13 protein-coding genes are annotated in these 18359 nt (G+C 73.8%); 6 read left to right on the top strand and 7 right to left on the bottom strand.

The features are described from left to right. Positions 1-235: 235 nt before the first annotated feature. Positions 236-1300 carry an amino acid ABC transporter permease gene (locus tag ACFVYI_RS06675; protein ID WP_387882054.1) on the top strand — a complete coding sequence of 355 codons (1065 nt, stop codon included), beginning with the start codon at positions 236-238 and terminating at the stop codon, positions 1298-1300. After that, positions 1297-3207, top strand: coding sequence for an FAD/NAD(P)-binding protein (locus ACFVYI_RS06670; RefSeq protein ID WP_387882053.1), 1911 nt, complete (start codon positions 1297-1299; stop codon positions 3205-3207). Before ACFVYI_RS06675 ends, ACFVYI_RS06670 begins: the two co-directional genes overlap by 4 nt. 29 nt (positions 3208-3236) lie before the next feature. Here the strand turns inward: ACFVYI_RS06670 and ACFVYI_RS06665 are convergent, their stop codons facing one another. Then, positions 3237-5099 carry a protein kinase gene (locus ACFVYI_RS06665; RefSeq protein ID WP_387882052.1) on the bottom strand — a complete coding sequence of 621 codons (1863 nt, stop codon included), beginning with the start codon at positions 5097-5099 and terminating at the stop codon, positions 3237-3239. A 166-nt stretch (positions 5100-5265) separates the two neighbouring features. On the opposite strand from ACFVYI_RS06665, the gene ACFVYI_RS06660 reads away from it, so the two are divergent. Further along, positions 5266-7551 carry an FdhF/YdeP family oxidoreductase gene (locus ACFVYI_RS06660; RefSeq protein WP_387882051.1) on the top strand — a complete coding sequence of 762 codons (2286 nt, stop codon included), beginning with the start codon at positions 5266-5268 and terminating at the stop codon, positions 7549-7551. A 96-nt stretch (positions 7552-7647) separates the two neighbouring features. Here the strand turns inward: ACFVYI_RS06660 and ACFVYI_RS06655 are convergent, their stop codons facing one another. Then, positions 7648-9222, bottom strand: coding sequence for an NlpC/P60 family protein (locus ACFVYI_RS06655; RefSeq protein ID WP_387882050.1), 1575 nt, complete (start codon positions 9220-9222; stop codon positions 7648-7650). 384 nt (positions 9223-9606) lie between these two features. Here ACFVYI_RS06655 and ACFVYI_RS06650 point away from each other — a divergent pair, with 384 nt between their 5' ends. Next, positions 9607-10788: an anion permease gene (locus tag ACFVYI_RS06650; RefSeq protein WP_387882049.1), complete on the top strand. Its 1182-nt coding sequence runs from the start codon at positions 9607-9609 to the stop codon at positions 10786-10788. A 26-nt stretch (positions 10789-10814) separates the two neighbouring features. Next, the gene (locus tag ACFVYI_RS06645; RefSeq protein ID WP_387882048.1) at positions 10815-11069 is read left to right on the top strand and encodes a hypothetical protein; all 255 of its coding nucleotides are present in this window, start codon (positions 10815-10817) and stop codon (positions 11067-11069) included. An 81-nt stretch (positions 11070-11150) separates the two neighbouring features. Here ACFVYI_RS06645 and ACFVYI_RS06640 read toward each other — a convergent pair whose 3' ends face one another. Together ACFVYI_RS06640 and ACFVYI_RS06635 are read right to left on the bottom strand one after the other, a co-directional pair. Beyond that, on the bottom strand, positions 11151-12701 hold the full coding sequence (locus ACFVYI_RS06640) for an MDR family MFS transporter (protein WP_387882047.1): 1551 nt from the start codon (positions 12699-12701) through the stop codon (positions 11151-11153). A gap of 333 nt (positions 12702-13034) precedes the next feature. Further along, positions 13035-13493, bottom strand: coding sequence for a MarR family winged helix-turn-helix transcriptional regulator (locus tag ACFVYI_RS06635; protein WP_387882046.1), 459 nt, complete (start codon positions 13491-13493; stop codon positions 13035-13037). A 112-nt stretch (positions 13494-13605) separates the two neighbouring features. Between ACFVYI_RS06635 and ACFVYI_RS06630 the strand changes: the two genes are divergently transcribed. Continuing rightward, entirely contained in the window at positions 13606-14652 is a 1047-nt protein-coding gene (locus ACFVYI_RS06630) for an ABC transporter permease (RefSeq protein WP_387882045.1), read from the top strand. Positions 14653-14714: 62 nt separating this feature from the next. Here the strand turns inward: ACFVYI_RS06630 and ACFVYI_RS06625 are convergent, their stop codons facing one another. The 3 genes from ACFVYI_RS06625 to ACFVYI_RS06615 form a co-directional block, all read right to left on the bottom strand. Further along, positions 14715-15929, bottom strand: a complete 1215-nt coding sequence (locus ACFVYI_RS06625) for an ROK family protein (RefSeq protein WP_387882183.1) — start codon at positions 15927-15929, stop codon at positions 14715-14717. Between the two features lie 142 nt (positions 15930-16071). Continuing rightward, positions 16072-16593: a GtrA family protein gene (locus ACFVYI_RS06620; protein ID WP_387882044.1), complete on the bottom strand. Its 522-nt coding sequence runs from the start codon at positions 16591-16593 to the stop codon at positions 16072-16074. 53 nt (positions 16594-16646) lie between these two features. Further along, positions 16647-18092, bottom strand: coding sequence for a hypothetical protein (locus tag ACFVYI_RS06615; protein WP_387882043.1), 1446 nt, complete (start codon positions 18090-18092; stop codon positions 16647-16649). Positions 18093-18359 lie beyond the last annotated feature (267 nt).

Raw genomic sequence — 18359 nt, 5'->3', positions numbered from 1 at the left:
AGTGAAGGATGCGCGGCGTCAACCACGGTTCATTACCGCTCTGTTGCGATCACTTGTCGTCGTGTGCCCCGGCGGCGACACCCTTGACAGCCCTCGTTCGCGCATGCGTACGATCAATGCGGAGTGCAGTGCAGAGCCGGCCGCGTTGAGGGACGCGGGCCGGCCCGACGGCCGTACGTGACCACCCCCGTACCTCCCGCCTGCCTGCCCGCAGCTTCCGCCTGGAGTCCTCCTCATGGCCACCCCGCAGGACGTCCTTCCCGCGCCCGCCCTCACCAAGAACGCCGGCACGAACCCCGACACCGACCCAGGACCGCCCGCCGGCGCCGTCGTCGACCCCTCGGCCCGGCTCGTCGCCCGCCGCCGCCCCGGCCAGTGGATCTCCGCCGCCGTCGCCCTGCTGCTGTTCGCGATGGCCGTCAGCTCGGCGATCCGCAACAAGGCCTTCCAGTGGGACGTGGTCGCCGACTGGTTCACCGCCACCTCCGTCCTGAACGGCCTCACCCTCACCCTCTGGCTGACCGCCGTCACGCTCGGGCTCGGCTTCGTGCTGGGCACCCTGCTCGCCACCATGCGGCTCTCCTCCAACCCGGTGCTGCGCACGCTCAGTTGGATCTACATCTGGATCTTCCGCTCCACCCCGGCCCTGGTGCAGCTGCTGCTCTTCTTCAACATCGGCGCGCTCTACCCGACGCTCGGCCTCGGCATCCCGTTCGGCCCGGAGTTCATCACCGTCAAGACCGTCAACCTGTTCGGCCCCACCCTGACCGCCGTGATCGGCCTGACCCTGCTGGAGGCCGCGTACGCCGCCGAGGTGGTGCGCGGCGGAATCCTCTCCGTCGACCGCGGCCAGCTGGAGGCCGCCTCGGCGCTCGGGCTGAGCCGGTGGCGGGTGCTGCGCCGGATCATCGTTCCGCAGGCGATGCGCTCGATCGTCCCCACGGCGGGCAACATGCTGATCAGCGCGCTCAAGGGCACCAGCATCATCAGCGTGCTGGCCGTCTCCGACCTGCTCTACTCGGTGCAACTGGTCTACCTGCAGTCCTACCAGGTCATCCCGATGCTGATGGTCGCCACCATCTGGTACATCGTGATCACCACGGTGCTGTCCATCGGCCAGTACTACGTGGAGCGGCACTACGCCAAGGGCGCCACCCGCGACGGCCTGCCGCCCACCCCGCTGCAGAAGGCCCGCGCGGCCTGGCGCCGGCTGCGCGCCGCCGCGGACGCCGGGACCGCCGGCGGGACCGCTGCCGGGACCGGGACCGACGCCAAGACCGCACCCGGGGAGCAGCGTTGACCACCCTGGTGATCGTCGGAGCCGGTCCGCGCGGCACCGGGCTGCTGGAGCGGATCGCCGCCAACGCGGCCGAACTCCTCCCGGCGGAGCAGCCGTTGGAGGTCCACCTGGTCGACCCGTACCCGCCCGGCGCCGGCCGGATCTGGCGCTACGACCAGTCCCCACTGCTCCGGATGAACTCGATGGCCGAGGACGTCACGATGTTCACCGACGAGCGGTCCACCCTCGACGGACCGGTCCGCCCCGGCCCCTCGCTGGCCGAATGGGCCGCCCGGATCGAGGAGTTCGAGCCCTACCGGGAGGTCGACGACCCGGCGGTCCGGGCCGAGCTGCACACCCTGGCACCGACCGACTTCCCCACCCGGCGGGCCCAGAGCGCCTACCTGGACTGGGTGTTCCGCCGCGCCGTCGCCGACCTGCCGCCGCACATCACCGTCACCGTGCACCGGGACACCGTCCGCCGGATCGAGGGCCCGGAGGACGGCCCGCAGCTCGTCCACCTCGGCGACCGGGTCCTCACCGCCGACCACGTCACCCTCACCCTCGGCCACCTCGACTCCGCCCCGCACCCCCGGTACGCCGCGGACGCCGAGTTCGCCGCCCGGCACGGCCGGTTCCACCTGCCGCCGGCCTTCTCCGCCGACGCCGACCTCACCGGCATAGCCGCCGGTGAGCAGCTCGTCCTGCGCGGCTTCGGGCTCGCCTTCGTCGACCTGGTCTCGCTGCTCACCGAGGGCCGCGGCGGCCGCTTCGAGGAGACGCCCGACGGCCTGGCCTACCGGCCCTCCGGCCGCGAGCCGGTGATCCACGTCGGCTCCCGGCGCGGCGTGCCCTACCACTCCAAGACCGGCTACCGGCTCCAGGGGCCGCCCGCCCCGCTCCCCCGCTACTTCGACGCGGCCGCCGTGGACGCCGTGCTCGACCGGCCCGGGCCGCTCGAACTGCGCCGCGACTTCTGGCCGTTGATGGCGAAGGACATCGGCTTCGGGCACTACCACGAGCTGTTCCACGCCCACCCGGAGCGCACCGCGCTGCCCTGGGCCCGGTTCCTGGCCGGCTACGACACGCACGACTGGTACTCGCCCGAGCTCGCCCGGCTGATCGCCCGGGCCGTCCCCGACCCGGCCGACCGGCTGGACTTCGAACGGCTCGACTTCCCGCTGGCCGGCCTCGAACTCGGCTCCGACGAGGAGCTCCAGCGCCATCTGCGCGGCTACATCACCGAGAACGCCGACCGCCGCGCCGACCCGGCCCACAGCGCCGACCTCGGCGCCTTCCTGGCCCTGCTCTCGCTCTTCGGCCAGCTGCCCCGCATCCTCGCCTCCGACCGGCTCACCGCCCGCTCGGTCGGCGAGGAGGTCGACGAGTGGTTCTTCGGCTACTTCAGCTACCTCGCCTCCGGCCCGCCCGGCTTCCGGCTGCGCCAGCTGCTCGCGCTCTCCGAGGCGGGCGTGGTCCGCTTCCTGGGCGCGGGCATCCAGGTCGAACGGGACGAGGCCACCGGCACCTGGCGGGCGTCCGGCACCACCGTTCCCGGGCACGGCGTCAGCGCCACCGCCCTGGTCGAGGCGTACCTGCCCAAGCACGCGCTGGCCCGCACCCACGACCCGGTGCTGCGCGAACTGCACCGCGCCGGGCGGATCGTGGAGGAGGTGGTCAGCGACGAGGAGCACACCCACCGCTCCGGGCTGCTCACCATCCGGCCCGGGGACAGCCGGGTCCTGGACCCGGCCCTGAGCGGCGGCCCGCACCCGCGGCGCACCGCCCTCGGCCCGCACACCAGTCTCCGCGCGGCGGCCGCCTTCGCCCGGCCGCGCACCGACTCGCCGGGCTTCCGCCAGAACGACGCCGCCGCCCGGGCCATCCTCCGCGCCCTGGCGGGCGTCCCGGCGGCGCTGGCGGCCTGAGCCGGCCGCCCGGGCCCCGGGCGGCCGGCTCAGGGCCCGAACAGCTCCTCGACCAGGTCCTCGGCGCTGACGTGGTCCGGAGCGGCGAGGATCCAGTCCCCGATCGACTTGATGCCCGTCCCGCGCTCCAGCGCGGTCAGGCAGGCGTTGGCCTCCTGGTCCGAGGCGAAGTCCCAGGCCAGGAGGCGCCGGACCAGCACCACGGCCTCGACCGGGCTGATCTTCGCCCGCCGGGCGACGCGGACCCGGCGCGCCGGGCGGGCCAGCCGCTGCTGGTAGGCCGACAGGTCCTGCCAGGCCTGCACGGTGGTCGGGTGCTGCTCGCCCAGCGCCCGGGCGAGGTCCGGCAGGAGGGTGCGCAACTGGAGGACGGCCCCGTCGAGGTCGCCCCGGTTGGCGGCGTACACCGCCAGGTCGTGCCGGGCCTTCAGGACGCGGGCGTCGTGACCGCCCCAGGCGGCGTGCATGTCGGGCAGCAGCTGGGAGAGCTGGCGGATCGCCGTGACCGTCTCGCCGCTCTCACCGATGCACCAGGTCAGGTGGTAGCGGGCGCCCAGCGTGTCCGGGTCGGTGGCGCCGAGGGCGAGCCGCATGTCCTCCACCACGGTGGTGAGCAGCCGGATCGCACCGTCGAGGTCGCCGGACCGGCTGAGGTACCAGGTGAAGTCCCGCCAGGTGCACAGGGTGTCGCGGTCGGTGGCGCCTAGGGCGACGACGCAGTCGCGGGCCAGCTCCTGCAGCCGGACGGCGGACTCCCCGGCCGTGGCCGCCCGGCACGCGGCGTCCCGGCGCTCGCTCAATGCCGCGCGGACGGCGTCGGCCGGGCCGGGCGGGGCGGTGACCGGCGGCGTGGTGAGCGGCGGGAGGACGGCCTCGGCGACCGGCCCGGCGCCGGGCCGCGGCGGGAGCGCCGGAGCCGCGGGCGGGGCAGCGGGCGGGGCGAGGGGTTGGGCCAGGGGCGGAGCGGGGGGCCGGGCCGGCGGTACCGGGGCCGGCGGCGTCGGGCGATCCAGCACCGTCGGGGTCGGCCGGGGCGGCGCGGCCGGCCCGTCCGGCGCCCACCGCCGCGCCAGGGCCGCGAGCCGCCGCTCCACCGTCCGCGCGTCGGCCGGGCGGTCCGCCGGGTCCTTGGCCAGCAGTTCGGTGACCAGCGCGGCCACCTCCGGGGGCAGCCCGAACTGCGCCGGGTCCAGCGCCGGCGGCGGCTCGTTGAGGTGCTGGTACATCAGCACCGGGGTCGAGTCGCCACTGAACGGCCTTGCCCCGGTGCAGAGTTCGACCAGCACGCAGCCGAAGGCGTAGAGGTCCGCCCGGCCGTCGACCCGCCCGCCGGTCCAGCGCTCGGGCGCCATGTACGCCGGGCTGCCGATCACCGTCCCGGTGGTGGTCAACCCGCCGGCCCCGGTGTCCAGTTGGGCGATGCCGAAGTCCAGCACCTTCACCGTGCCGGCCTCGGTGACCATGATGTTGTCGGGTTTGATGTCGCGGTGCACCATCCCCGCGTCGTGGGCGGCGGCCAGCGCGTCGCAGATCTGCCGCCCCCAGCTCAGGCTCTGCGCCGGATCGGGCAGGCCGGCCCGGAGCACGTCGGTGAGGGTGCGCCCGCCGAGCAGCTCCATCACCAGGAAGGTCACCTGCCGACCCCCGAGTTCGCTCTCGCCGAGGTCGTGCACGGTGACGATGTGCGGATGCGAGAGGTTCCCGGCGGCGCACGCCTCCCGGACGAACCGCAGCGCCGCCTTCTGCTGGTCGGCGCCGTGGTACCCGATGACCTTGACGGCCACCTGGCGCCGCATCCGGGTGTCGAAGGCCCGCCACACCACGCCGAAGCCGCCCTGGCCGAGCCGCTCCACCAGCTCGTACCGGCCGTCGAGGAGATCTCCGACCTTCACCCGCCCCACCCCCGCCTCTCGAAGCGGTCACACTCTATCGACGCCGGGCCGGGCCCGATCGGGTCCGGCACCGGGATGGCCCGGACGACTCGAACGGGTGGAAGGATGGACGGCGAGGCCCCGCGACGGCGCGGCGGCCGGACGAGCACAGCCGAGGAGCGCAGTCATGGCCAAGCGGGCCCCGCAGAGCGATCCGGCGCAGGACGCCCCCGTGGTGTCCGCGCCCCAGCACGCCGCGGCCGGGCTGCCGGCGGTCGGCCACAGCCTCCGGATGGCCACCGAGCAGATGGGCGCCCGGCGCACCCTGGCCACCCTGCGCAAGGTCAACCAGCCGGACGGGTTCGACTGCCCCGGCTGCGCCTGGCCCGAGCCGGAGAAGACGCACACCGCCGAGTTCTGCGAGAACGGCGCCAAGGCCGTCGCCGAGGAGGCCACCGAGCGCCGGATCCGCGCCGAGTTCTTCGCCGCCCACCCGGTGGCCGAGCTGGCCGAACGCTCCGGTTACTGGCTCGGCCAGCAGGGCCGCCTCACCCAGCCGATGCTGCTGGACGAGGGCGCCACCCACTACACGCCGATCGCCTGGGACGACGCCTTCGCGCTGATCGCCGAGGAGCTGCGCGCCCTGGACACCCCGGACGGCGCGGCCTTCTACACCTCCGGCCGGACCAGCAACGAAGCCGCCTTCGCCTACCAGCTGTTCGCCCGCCGGCTGGGTACCAACAACCTGCCCGACTGCTCCAACATGTGCCACGAGTCGTCCGGCTCGGCGCTCACCGAGACGCTCGGCATCGGCAAGGGCAGCGTCAGCCTCAAGGACCTCTACCAGGCCGACCTGATCATCGTGGCCGGCCAGAACCCGGGCACCAACCACCCCCGGATGCTCTCGGCGCTGGAGCGGGCCAAGCGCGCGGGCGCCACCGTGGTGAGCGTCAACCCGCTGCCCGAGGCCGGTCTCGAACGGTTCAAGAACCCGCAGAACGCCCGCGGCCTGGCCGGCCACGGCACCAAGCTGACCGACCTCTTCCTGCAGATCCGGCTCGGCGGCGACCTCGCCCTGTTCCGGGCGCTCAACCAGCTGGTCCTGGAGGCGGACGGCGGCGTCGACGAGGCCTTCGTCGCGGAGCACTGCCACGGCTTCGAGGAGTTCGCCGCCGAGGCCCGGCAGACCCGCCGCGAGGAGGTGCTGGCCGCCACCGGCCTGCCCTGGGAGCAGATCGAGGAGCTGGGCCGCATGGTGCTCTCCTCCCGGAAGATCATCGTCTGCTGGGCGATGGGCCTCACCCAGCACAAGCACTCCGTGCCGACCATCCGCGAGGTGGTCAACTTCCTGCTGCTGCGCGGCAACGTCGGCCGCCCGGGTGCCGGGGTCTGCCCGGTGCGCGGGCACAGCAACGTCCAGGGCGACCGGACGATGGGCATCTTCGAGCGGCCGTCCACGGCCTTCCTGGACGCGCTGGGCGGGGAGTTCGGCTTCGAGCCGCCGCGCGCCCACGGCCACGACTCGGTGGACACCATCCGCGCGATGCGCGACGGCCGGGTGAAGGTGTTCTTCGCGATGGGCGGCAACTTCGTCGCCGCCACCCCGGACACCGAGGTCACCGAGGCGGCGATGCGCCGCTGCCGGCTGACCGTGCACGTCTCCACCAAGCTCAACCGCTCGCACGTGGTGACCGGCGCCCGGGCGCTGATCCTGCCCACCCTCGGCCGCACCGACCGGGACGTCACCGCCAAGGGCGCCCAGTTCGTCAGCGTCGAGGACTCGATGGGCCAGGTGCACTCCTCGCGCGGCGGCCTGCGCCCGCCCGCGCCGGGCCTGCTCTCCGAGGTCGCGATCGTCTGCCGGCTGGCCCGTGCCGCGCTCGGCCCGCAGGACAGCGTCCCGTGGGAGGACTTCGCCACCGACTACGACACCCTGCGGGACCGGATCGCCCGGGTGGTGCCGGGCTTCGAGAACTTCAACGACAAGGTCCGCCGGCCCGGCGGCTTCACCCTGCCGCACGGCCCGCGCGACTCCCGGACCTTCCCGACCGCGACCGGCCTGGCCAACTTCACGGTCAACCCGCTCACCGCGCCCGAGGTCCCGCCCGGCCGGCTGCTGCTGCAGACGCTCCGCTCGCACGACCAGTACAACACCACCGTGTACGGCCTGGACGACCGCTACCGCGGCATCACCGGCGGCCGCCGGGTCGTGCTGGTCAACCCCGCCGACGCCGACGAACTGGGCCTGACCGAGGGCGGGTACGTCGACCTGGTCGGCGAGTGGAAGGACGGCGTGGAGCGGCGCGCCCCGCACTTCAGGGTGGTGCACTACCCGGTGGCCCGCGGCGGCGCCGCGGCGTACTACCCGGAGACCAACGTGCTGGTGCCGCTGGACTCCACCGCCGACATCAGCAACACCCCGACCTCCAAGGCGGTGCTGATCCGCTTCGAGCCGGACAGCGGCGCGAGCTGAGCGCGCGGACGCCCCCCGGGGCCCGGTGAGCACCGGGCCCCGGGGGGCGTCCGCGTGTCCGTCCTGGTTCCGCCGGTGGAACGCGGACGGGCCTTGCTAGTTCTGGCCGGTCGGCAGCGGGGTGGCCGAGGTGGAGCCGGGCGCCGAGGCGGCCGCCGAACCGCTGCCGGTGCTGCTGGGCGACCCGGCGGGCGTGCCGGTGGGAGTGCCCGTCGGCGTCCCCGTCGGGGTACCGGTCGGCGTCCCCGTGGGAGTGCCCGTCGGAGTGCCGGTGGGAGTGCCCGTCGGCGTCCCCGTCGGAGTGCCGGTCGGCGTGCCCGTGGGGGTCCCGGTGGGCGTGCCCGTGGGCGTGCCGGTCGACGTCCCCGGGTCGGTGGGCGTGCCTGTGCCGGGCTCCGGGGTGCCGGGCGTCGGCGTCCCCGGGGTGGGTGTGCCGGGCGCGGTCGGCGTGCCGGGCGCGGGGGTCGTCGCGTTCGGGTCGGTCGGCACCTGGTTGGCCGGGCTCGGGGCGATCGGGGTGACGGTGTCCCAGCCCGCCGGGAGGTCCGGCACCTTCCACGCGCCGCCCGCCTCGTCCGAGGCGGTCTCCGGGTCGGGCCGGACGGCACCGAGGATCGGCATCGAGCCGATCGGCGACACCTTGATCACCGCACCCGGCCGGGGCGCCTGGACGACCAGCCCGCCGCCGATGTAGAGCGCGACATGGGTGGCGCCCTCGAAGTAGATGACCAGGTCACCGGGGCGCAGCTGGTTCAGCGCGACGTGCTGGAGCTGGGCCCACTGCTCCTGGCTGGTGCGCGGGATCGGCTTGCCGGCGTGCAGCCAGGCCTGCGAGGTGAGGCCGGAGCAGTCGAACATGTCCGGCCCGGCGCCGCCCCACAGGTACGGCTTGTTGAGCTGCGCCAGCGCGTACGCGACGGCGGCGCGGCCGGCCAGCGACGGGGTGCGCTCGCCCTTGCCGAGCGCGCCGGAGGCGAGGAAGGCCAGCTGGGCCTCGTCGGCCTTGGCCTTCTCCAGCTGCTCCAGCTCGGTGCGCTGGGCCCCGGTGAGCGAGGAGACCAGCTGCTCGACGGCGGCCAAGTCGGTGGCGACCTTGGCCTTGGCGGCGTCCTGCTGGGCGACCAGCTCCTGAGAGCTCTTCAGCGCCTCCTCGCTCTGCTTCTGCAGACCGGTGAGCGCTTCGCGGTCGAGCTTGAGCCGGTCCAGGAACTCGGACTGCGAACGGCTGGCGGCCGCGAGCAGTTCGGCGATGGTGACGGCCTCGTACGGGTCCTTGGAGAGCAGCAGTTCGGCGTAGGCGGAGGCGGCGCCGTTGCGGTACTGGGCCGCGGCGAGCTGGGCGGCCACGTCGGTGCCGGCGTCCACCTGCTTCTGCTGGCGGTCCAGCCGGTCCTTGAGGTCGGCGAGCGCGGCCTGCTGCTCGACGACCTTGGCGACGGCGGTGTTGAACTGCTCGGTCGCGGCCTCGGCCCCCTTGTACAGCTCGTGCAGCCGGTCGAGCAGCGGTCCGAGGGTGGCCTTGGCCTCCGCGAGCGGGTCGGTGCCGGGGGCGACCGGGGCGGTGATGCCCGGGGTGCCCGGGTCGGGCGCCGCGTAGGCGGCCTGGGTGGCCAGCGGCAGCGCCAGCGCGGCGGCCGCGAGGACGGCTCCGCAGCGCAGGGCGGCCCGCACCCACGGTCGTGTTCCCGCAGACTCCGCGCGCTGTGCAGCCCCACCCATGGATTCGTCCTCCCCGCCCCTGTCCGACCCCCGGGTTGCCCGGATCCTCGCCGATCCTGTCATGGGTTACTCGCCAGAAACAGACCGCACCCGTACGGGTCGGTGAATTCTTCGGTCAGTTGTGAGACAGGTCTCAGCAAACCGGAGCGAACCAGGACGTTCTGCGCCAATGCCCAGTTCAGAGGCCCCGAAGACACCTTCTGGCAAGGCCATGGCAACCCCTCGGACACGTCCGGAACCATGAAGCCCGGCTCAGTTCACCTTCCGTTCACCGAGCCTCCCTACCGTCGCGAGCGACACCAACATCAGTGCGACAACTACGACGATTGTTTGGGTATGGAACACATCTCGTTCCTGGTGGCCGTTGTGATCATCACGGCGCTCGCCTTCGACTTCACCAACGGGTTCCACGACACCGCCAACGCGATGGCCACCTCCATCGCCACCGGAGCCCTTCGGCCCAAGGTCGCGGTCACCATCGCGGCCGTCCTGAACTTCGCGGGGGCGTTCCTCTCCGTGAAGGTCGCCACCACCATCTCCGGTGGCATCGTCAACGAGAAGGCCGGTATCCATCCGGAGATCATCTTCGCCGCACTGGTCGGCGCGATCCTCTGGAACCTGCTCACCTGGCTGAGAGGCCTTCCGTCCAGTTCCTCGCACGCGCTCTACGGCGGCCTGATCGGCGCCACCGTGGTCGGTGTCGGTCTCAACGGCGTCAACTTCGACACCGTGCTCACCAAGATCCTCATCCCGGCGATCGCCTCCCCGCTGGTCGCGGGCCTGGCCTCCTGGGGCGCCACCAAGCTGGCGTACGCGATCACCCGCAAGAGCGACGGCAACACCGTCACCAAGGGCTTCAAGACCGGCCAGGTGTTCTCCTCCTCGCTGATCTCGCTGGCCCACGGCACCAACGACGCCCAGAAGACGATGGGCATCATCACCCTGACCCTGGTGTCGGTCGGCGCCCTGCCGAAGGGCGCGCTGCCCCCCACCTGGGTGATCGTCTCGGCCGGTGCGGCGATCGCGCTCGGCACCTACATGGGCGGCTGGCGGATCATCCGCTCGATGGGCAAGGGCCTGGCGGACATCCAGGCGCCGCAGGGCTTCGCCTCCGAGTCCGCCGCCGCGACCGTCATCCTGACCTCCTCGCACATGGGCTTCGGCCTCTCCACCACCCAGGTCTGCTCCGGCGGCATCATGGGCGCGGGCCTCGGCGGCCCGAAGGGCGAGCTGCGCTGGAGCCTGGTGCGCCGCATGGTCTACACCTGGGGCCTGACCCTGCCCGCCGCCGCCACGGTGGCCGGCCTGGCGGCCCTCCTCGTCGAGCAGGGCACCTGGGGCGTGGTCGTGGTCGGCGCCGTCCTGGTCTCCGGATCGGGCGCGATGTGGCTGATCTCGCGCCGCCAGCCGGTCGACGCGGACAACGTCAACGAGGTCAGCGACGTCACCCCGGTCGAGATCGCGCCGACCAGCGCCTCCACCACCCCCACCCCCGCCTCGACCACGGTCGCGGCCTGAGCGCCGACGGCTGAGGAGCACACAGCATGCACATCAAGTGGAACGCCCTGGCCCAGACCGCCGGCTTCAGCTTCGGCATCACCGTCGCGGTGGTCACCGTCTTCGCGCTCGGCATCCTGGCCCTCTCCCGCCGTGAGGCCGCGCTGACCGCGCAGCGCTCGGCGGCGGGCCCCGACGCCCCGGCCGCCGGCGGCAAGCTGGCCCTGGCCGGCGCCTACGCCTGCTTCGCCGTCTGCGGCGCCGCCGTCCTCTACGGCCTGAGCCTGATCGCCGGGCACTAGCACCCGGAACGGGTACGGCGAAGGGCCGGGGAGTGGCATCCACTCCCCGGCCCTTCGCCGTACCAGCGCCGCCGCGACCGGTCAGTCCTGCTGACCGGTGCGCAGCACCGTCTCGCGGATGAACAGCACCGTGACGAAGGCCAGCAGCGCGAACGGCGCCGCGACCAGGAACACCACGCCCACCCCGTGCCCGAAGGCGTCCGTCACCAGTGGCACGAGCGGGGCCGGCAGCGTGTGCAGGTCCGGGATCCCGCCGCCGGCCGCGGCGCCGGCGGCCGGGATGTGCGCGGCCGCCAGGTTCTCGGTCAGGTAGTGGCCGACCCGGTTGGTCATCAGGGCCCCGAGCGCGGAGACGCCCATCGCGCCGCCCATGGTGCGGAAGAAGGTGACCACCGAGCTGGCCGCGCCGAGTTCGTGGCGGGGCACGGTGTTCTGCACCGCGAGCACGAGGTTCTGCATGGTCAGGCCGAGGCCGATGCCGGTGATCGCCATGTAGACGGAGAGCAGCCCGTAGTCGGTGTCGACCCGGGCGGTGCCGAGCAGCCCGAAGCCGATGGCCAGCATCAGCGTGCCCGCGACCAGGTAGGCCTTCCACCGGCCGTACTTGGTGATCAGCTTGCCCGCCACGGTGGAGGCGACGGCCAGGCCGAGGATCATCGGCAGCGTCATCAGACCGGCGATGGTCGGGGACTTCTCCTTGGCCAGCTGGAAGTACTGGCTGAGGAAGGTGGTCGCGCCGTACATCCCGATGCCGACCAGCACGCTGGCGAGCGCCGCCAGGGTGACGGTGCGGTGACGGAAGAGGCTCGGCGGGATGATCGGCTCGGCGGCGCGCTTCTCGATCACCACGGCGAGCGCGCCCAGCACCAGGCCTCCGCCGACCATGGCCGCGGTCTGCCAGGAGAGCCAGGCGTAGTTCTTGCCGGCCAGCGTGATCCAGATCATCAGCAGGCTGACGGCTCCGGTGATGACCAGGGCGCCCAGGTAGTCGATCTTCACCTTGCGCTTGACCACCGGCAGCTTCAGGGTGCGCTGGAGCACCGCGATCGCGGCCAGCGCGAACGGGATCCCGACGTAGAAGCACCAGCGCCAGCCCAGCCAGGAGGTGTCCACGATGACGCCGCCGATCAGCGGTCCGCCGATGGTGGCGAGGGCGAAGACCGCGCCGAAGTAGCCGCTGTACCGGCCGCGCTCGCGCGGCGGGACCATCGCCGCCAGGCAGATCTGGGCCAGCGCGGTGACACCGCCGGCGCCGATGCCCTGCAGGGCGCGGCAGGCGATCAGCTCACCGGTGTTCTGGGCGAGGCCGGCCAGCGCGGAGGAGGCGATGTAGATCACCAGGGCGATCTGCAGCAGCAGCTTCTTGCTGGCGAGGTCGGACAGCTTGCCCCAGATCGGGGTGGAGGCGGTGAGGGTGAGCAGGGTGGCGGTGATGACCCAGGTGTAGGCGGACTGGCCGCCGTGCAGGTCGGTGAGGATGCGCGGCAGGGCGTTGGAGACGACCGTCGACGAGAGCACGGCCACGAAGAGGCCGAGCAGCAGGCCGGACAGCGCTTCCATCACCTGCCGGTGCGTCATGGGTCGGTCGTCGGCGGTGGCGGCTCCGGTCGCGGCTGGGGTGGTGACGGTCATCTGGGTCCTTCGGCGGGGGCGGGGCGGAGGCGGGGGGCGGCAGACGGGAAGCAGAAATCGTTGCCTTAGGCAACCATAGGATCGATGGTTGCTTAAGGCAACTTTCTTCAAGCCCAAGTAAAGCCCCGCCGTTACTCGCCCACTCGCCTCCGGGGCGCTTGACCCGGCACCGACGGTCGTCGCTCCAACGCCCCTCTCCCCCAGCCTTCGGCCGGGGGGACCCCCATCTCGGGGCGTCCTCGCTCCTCCCTTTCGGCACCGGCGCGCCCCTTCGGCTCGGGGCGGGTTCGGTGCGGGGCGGGGCTCCGGCCCGGGGCCGGGCTCCGGGCGCCCTCAGGTCCCGACGGCCTCCCCGACCACGTCGTTGAAGCGGTGCAACAGCCCGGCGAAGCGGATCACGTCCTCCTGGGACCAGTTGGCCATCAGCTCGCGCACCCGCTCGATCCGGGCGTCCCGCGCCCCCAGGTAACGCCGCCGGCCGTCCTCGGTGAGCGAGACCAGCGCCGACCGGCGGTCCTGCGGATCCACCTCCCGGGCCACCAGGCCCAGCTCCTCCAGCGTCCGGACCTGCCGGCTCACCGTGGCCTTGCCGACCGCGAAGTGCACGCCGACGTCGGTCACCCGCACCCGCCCGGCCTGCTCGATGTAGCCGAGCATGCTGTACGCCGTCCCCTCCAGGCTGGGGTGGACCCGGCGGGAGAGCTCCGCCACCCTCGCCCGGCCCCGGCGGAACATCAGCGCGACCTCGCGCTCCACCGCCAGCAGGGGCTCCTCGTCATTCGCCGCACTCACCGCGCAAGTATCCCGCAGCACACCGCGCCCGCATGCGGCGCGGGGAATCGGGAAACCCAACTAGTTGATGGTATGAATTATCCCGTTTTCCCCGATACGCAAGGAGATGTGGATGACCGCCCCAGGGCAGGGACCGAGGCCCGGACTCGTCGCCGAACTGAAGGGGGCGGTCACCCCGCGCGCGGCGCTGCTGGTGATCGCCGTCCTCCTCCTCCAGCTCGGCTTCATCACCTCGTACGTCGGGGCCCTCCACAGCCCCACCCCGCACGAGCTCTCGATCGCGGTGGTCGCCCCGCCACAGGTCTCCCCCAAGCTGGTCGAGGCGCTGGAGGCGGTGCCCGACGACGCGGTGAGGGCCGTCACCGCGCCCGACGCGCAGACCGCCGCCGCGCAGATCAAGGACCAGAAGATCTACGCCGCGCTGGTGGTGGACCCGGCCGGCACCGAGGACACCCTGCTGGTCGCCAACGCCCGCGGCCCGGCCGCCGCCCGGGCCGCCGAGAGCATCGTCACCGCGATCGACCACAGCCAGGGGCGGACCGTCCGGACCGTGGACACCATTCCGCTGGCCAAGGGCGACACCAACGGCCTCTCCTCCTTCTACCTGGTGATCGGCTGGTGCGTCGGCGGCTACCTGGTCGCCTCGATCCTCGGCGTCAGCGCCGGCTCGAAACCCGCCAACGCCTACCGGGCGCTGATCCGGCTCGCCACCCTGGCGCTGTACTCGATCGCCGCCGGCATCGGCGGCGCGGTGATCGTCGGCCCGGCGCTGAACGCGCTGCCCGGATCGTCCTGGGGCCTGTCCGCCATGGGCGCCCTCGTGGTGTTCACGGTCGGCGCGTTCACCATGGCGCTGCAGTGCCTGTTCGACATCATCGGCATCGGCGTCGCGGTGCTGATCTTCGTGGTGCTGGGCAACCCCAGCGCGGGCGGGGTCTTCCCGCCGCCGATGATGCCCCCGTTCTGGCGGGCCATCGGCGCCTGGATCCCGAACGGAGCCGGCACGGACGCCGCGCGCTCGATCGCCTACTTCGGCGCGACGAACCTCGCCATGCCGCTGCTGGTGCTGCTGGTCTGGGCGCTGGTCGGCGTCGCGGTCACCTTCGCCGCCGTCCTGCGCCGCCCGCGCGGCGGCCGCGAGCTGGTGCACCCGTCGTAGGGCCCGCCCCGCAGGCGGGAGCTTGAGGGCGGACCCCGGGTCGGGTGCGGACCCGGGGTCCGCTACGCGTCGAGCCGGCCCGGGTCGGCGACGACCGCCCGGACCACGCCGACCGCCGCCCCCAGCAGCGGACCGCGCCGGCCCAGCCGGGAGACCGTCAGCCGCTCGTCCGACCAGGGGCGGACGGTCACCCGGGCCGCCAGCTCGGCCCGCATCCCCGGTAGCAGCCAGGGCGCCAGCCGGGCGTAGCCGCCGCCCAGCACCACCTCGGCCGGGTCGAGGAGGTTGACCGCCCCGGCCGAGGCGATCCCCAGCGCCGAACCGGCCCCGCCCAGCGCCCGGCGCACGTCCTCGTCCCCGGCCTCGGCCCGCTCGGCGAGCAGCGCCACCCAGTCGCCCCGGATCCCCTCCAGGCCCGCGACCCGCATGACCGCCGTCTCCCCCGCGTACTGCTCCAGGCAGCCGTGCGCCCCGCAGGCGCAGCGCGGTCCGGCCGGGTGGACCGGCACGTGCCCCAGCTCGCCCGCGTAGCCGTGCGCCCCGCGCATCAGCCGGCCGCCGACCACGATCGCCGCGCCGACGCCGGCCTCGGCCGAGACGTGCAGGAAGTGCTCCGGGGCGCCGCCCAGCCAGAGTTCGGCGAGCCCGCCCAGGTTGGCCTCGTTGTCGGCGCTCACCGGCAGCTCGGCCAGGCCCTCGGCGCCGGCCGCACGCAGCGCGAGCCGCAGTTCGGCGGCCAGCGACACGTCCCGCCAGCCGAGGTTGGCGGCGTGCCGGAGCACCCCGCCGTCGTCCCCGACCAGGCCGGGCACGGCCAGCATCAGCCCGGCCGGGCGCAGCCCCGCGTCGGCGACGGCCCGGCGCAGCAGCTCGGCCAGGTCGGCCATCACGGCGGCCGGCCGCCGGTCCCGGTTGCGGATCTCCTGGCGGCGCCAGGAACGGACCTCGCCGCGCAGGTCGACCACGCAGGCACCGAGGTGCTCCACACCGATCTCGGCGCCCAGACCGGCCGGCCCCTCGGGGTTGAGGCCGAGGGCGGTGCCGGGCCGACCGACCTTGCCGCTGGGCGCGGCCGGGCCCTCCTCGACCACCAGCTCGGCCGCGATCAGCTCCTCGGCGAGCGAGGACACCGCCGCCCTGGTCAGCCCGCTCTCGGCGGCCACCTCGGCGCGCGAGCGCGGGGCGCTCGCGATCACGCCGAGCACCAGCGCCAGATTGGCCCGGCGCATGCCCTGCTGGCTGGCCGGTCCGGCCCGGAGGCCGTCCGTCTCGCGCATCGCGCTCACCCCGCTCAGCTTCCGCCCGCCTCGTCGGTGGGCGGGTCCCGCAGTTCCGGACAGGCGTTTGCAGCGTAACCGCGTTCGGCCGGCCGTTCCCGGTGGGCGGGAGCGGCCGGCCGGCCGGCGTCCGACCCGGCCGCTACGGGATCCGCTGCGGCTGCTCCACCCGGGTGACGGCGGGCTCGGCGAAGCGGATGAACACCCAGCGCTGCATCGCCCAGAAGCGGAACAGCATCGCGACGAAGGTGCCGACCACCATCCCGCTCAGGAAGTCGGCCACCTCCTGGGTGAAGGCCGTCACCTGGGGCTCGCGCAGGTCCAGGACGTAGCGCGAGACGACCAGCGGGAGGTCGTTGACGCCGATCGCCACCACGCTGACCAGGAGGAACAGCAGCACCTCACGCCGGTGGCCGCGGGCCCGGAAGGCCCACCGGCGGTTGAGCACGTACGAGACCGCGGTGGCCACCACGGTCGCGATGGTGAGCGCCACCACCGGCTTGTGCTCCAGCACGGTGAACTTCAGCGAGAAGTTGATCACCGTCGTCAGCACGAAGCAGGTGCTCCCGACCAGCAGGACCTTCACCAGCCTGCGGTGCTTGACCAGGAACGGACGCAACCCGGCCGGCACCTTGGCCAGGGCGCGCTGAGTGGGGGACGGCATCTTCGCAGTCTCCCGCACGAGGCCCGCCGACGCCCCCTCCGACGGCCCGGGCGCTACCCGGCGGCGGTGATCCGCAGCACCCCGGTGGTGGTGCCCTGGTAGACCACGCCGCCCGGGGCGATCGAGCCGACCATCTGCAGGGTGTCGAAGAGGAAGCCGGCCCCGGTGTACCGGGTGCGCACCACGGCGCCGGTGCGCGGGTCGATCTCCGCGTAGTAGTAGGGGTCCAGCGCCGAGGTCGCGTCCGTCCCGGGGATGACGGGGGCGCGCAGCACGGTGTGGATCAGCCCGTCGGCGGTGGAGAGCCGCGGGACGGCGGCGGACCGCACCCGGTTGTCCCAGGCGAGGTCGCAGCCCGAGCCGTCGGCCCGGACGTCCACCCGGCTGAGGCCGCCGCGGAACGCGCCCGACGAGGGCACGGCGGGCCCGGCGTCCTCGGGCAGCTTCGGGTACGGGTAGCCGTAGGTGGAGGCGACCAGGACGGTGTTGCCGACCGCCACCGGGGAGTTCTCGCTGCCGCTGCCACCGGCCCGGAGCACCGGCACCGAGCAGACCGGCGAGCCGTCGCCGGCCCGGTAGACCAGCAGGTTCACGGTCGGCGCGGCGTTGTCGACGACGGTGACGTAGTCCGTGCCGGTGCTCGGCCCGAAGAAGGTCGGCGTCGAACCGGTGCCCCAGCTGAGCTGTCCGGGCTTGCGGCCCGGCCCCCGGTCGTACGCCCGGCGCCAGGCGATCCGCGGGGCGCCGTCGGGGTCGGCGGTGAGCAGGTAGGTGGCGTGGGTGGTGGCGACGGCGGTGCCGGCCGGGGCGGTGGAGATCGAGTTGGCGATCCGCTCGCCGGCCGGCAGGGCCAGCGCGTGGACGGCGCCGGTGCGGTCGTCCGCGGTGCCGACCACGCCGCCGCCGGTGGCGAACCAGACCCGGCCCTGCCAGTCGGGCGAGAGCCCGGTGACGGCGTCGCCGTCGGGCACCGCACCGGCCAGCGTGAGCGTGCTGTCCACGGTCAGCGTCCAGGCCCCGGAGGCGGTGCGGTGGTGGCCGATCCGCAGCAGCCTGCGCTCACCGTCGACGGCGACCAGCCGGTCCTGCTGGTCCAGGTACGCGTAGACGCCGCCGAGCAGCGAGCCCTTGGCCAGCGGCAGTTCGGCGAGCGAGCCGCCGTCGGCCGGGTCGAGCAGGTGGACGGTCGGGGTGAGGCCGAAGATCGCGGTGCAGAGCGCGACGGGGTAGCCGTCGGAGCCGACCAGGACGGTCGGGCAGGCGGACTGCAGCGCCACCCGGTCCGAGGCGAGCGGTCCGGGCCGGGGCCCGGGCAGCGGGGTGGCGTCCGAGGAGCCGGTGTCGCCGTGCATGGTGGCGGTGCCGTCGGGGCCCGCGTAGGGGTTGTGCGGCGGCAGCGGGCCGTAGCCGGCCTCGGCGTGGGCCGGGCCCGCGGCGGCGGCCAGCAGGAGAGCGGCGGCCGCGAGTACGGCGGCGCGCGTGGGCAGCGCGAAGCGCATGGAGGTGTCCCATCGGGTGAGTGGAAACGGAGGGCCGCGCACGGCGGTGCGTTCCACCCGGCCTGGGGTCCCGGCGGGGGCGCCGGGCGGATCACCGCACTGGTCAGAGGGCGCGGCGACAGATCGCGGAGCAGGCGTACGCCAGGTCGACGTCGAGTCGACGGCTCAGGTACGCGTGGCGGATCACCCGGCCAGCCTGGCGCACTGACGGTCCGTCTCACAAGCACCGTCTCAGCAGACGGGCAGCGGCCCGGCGGAGCGTGACGC

The organism is Kitasatospora sp. NPDC058218, assembly GCF_042882445.1.
Lineage (GTDB): Bacteria > Actinomycetota > Actinomycetes > Streptomycetales > Streptomycetaceae > Kitasatospora.
This window is presented reverse-complemented; position numbering and strand designations above follow the sequence as displayed.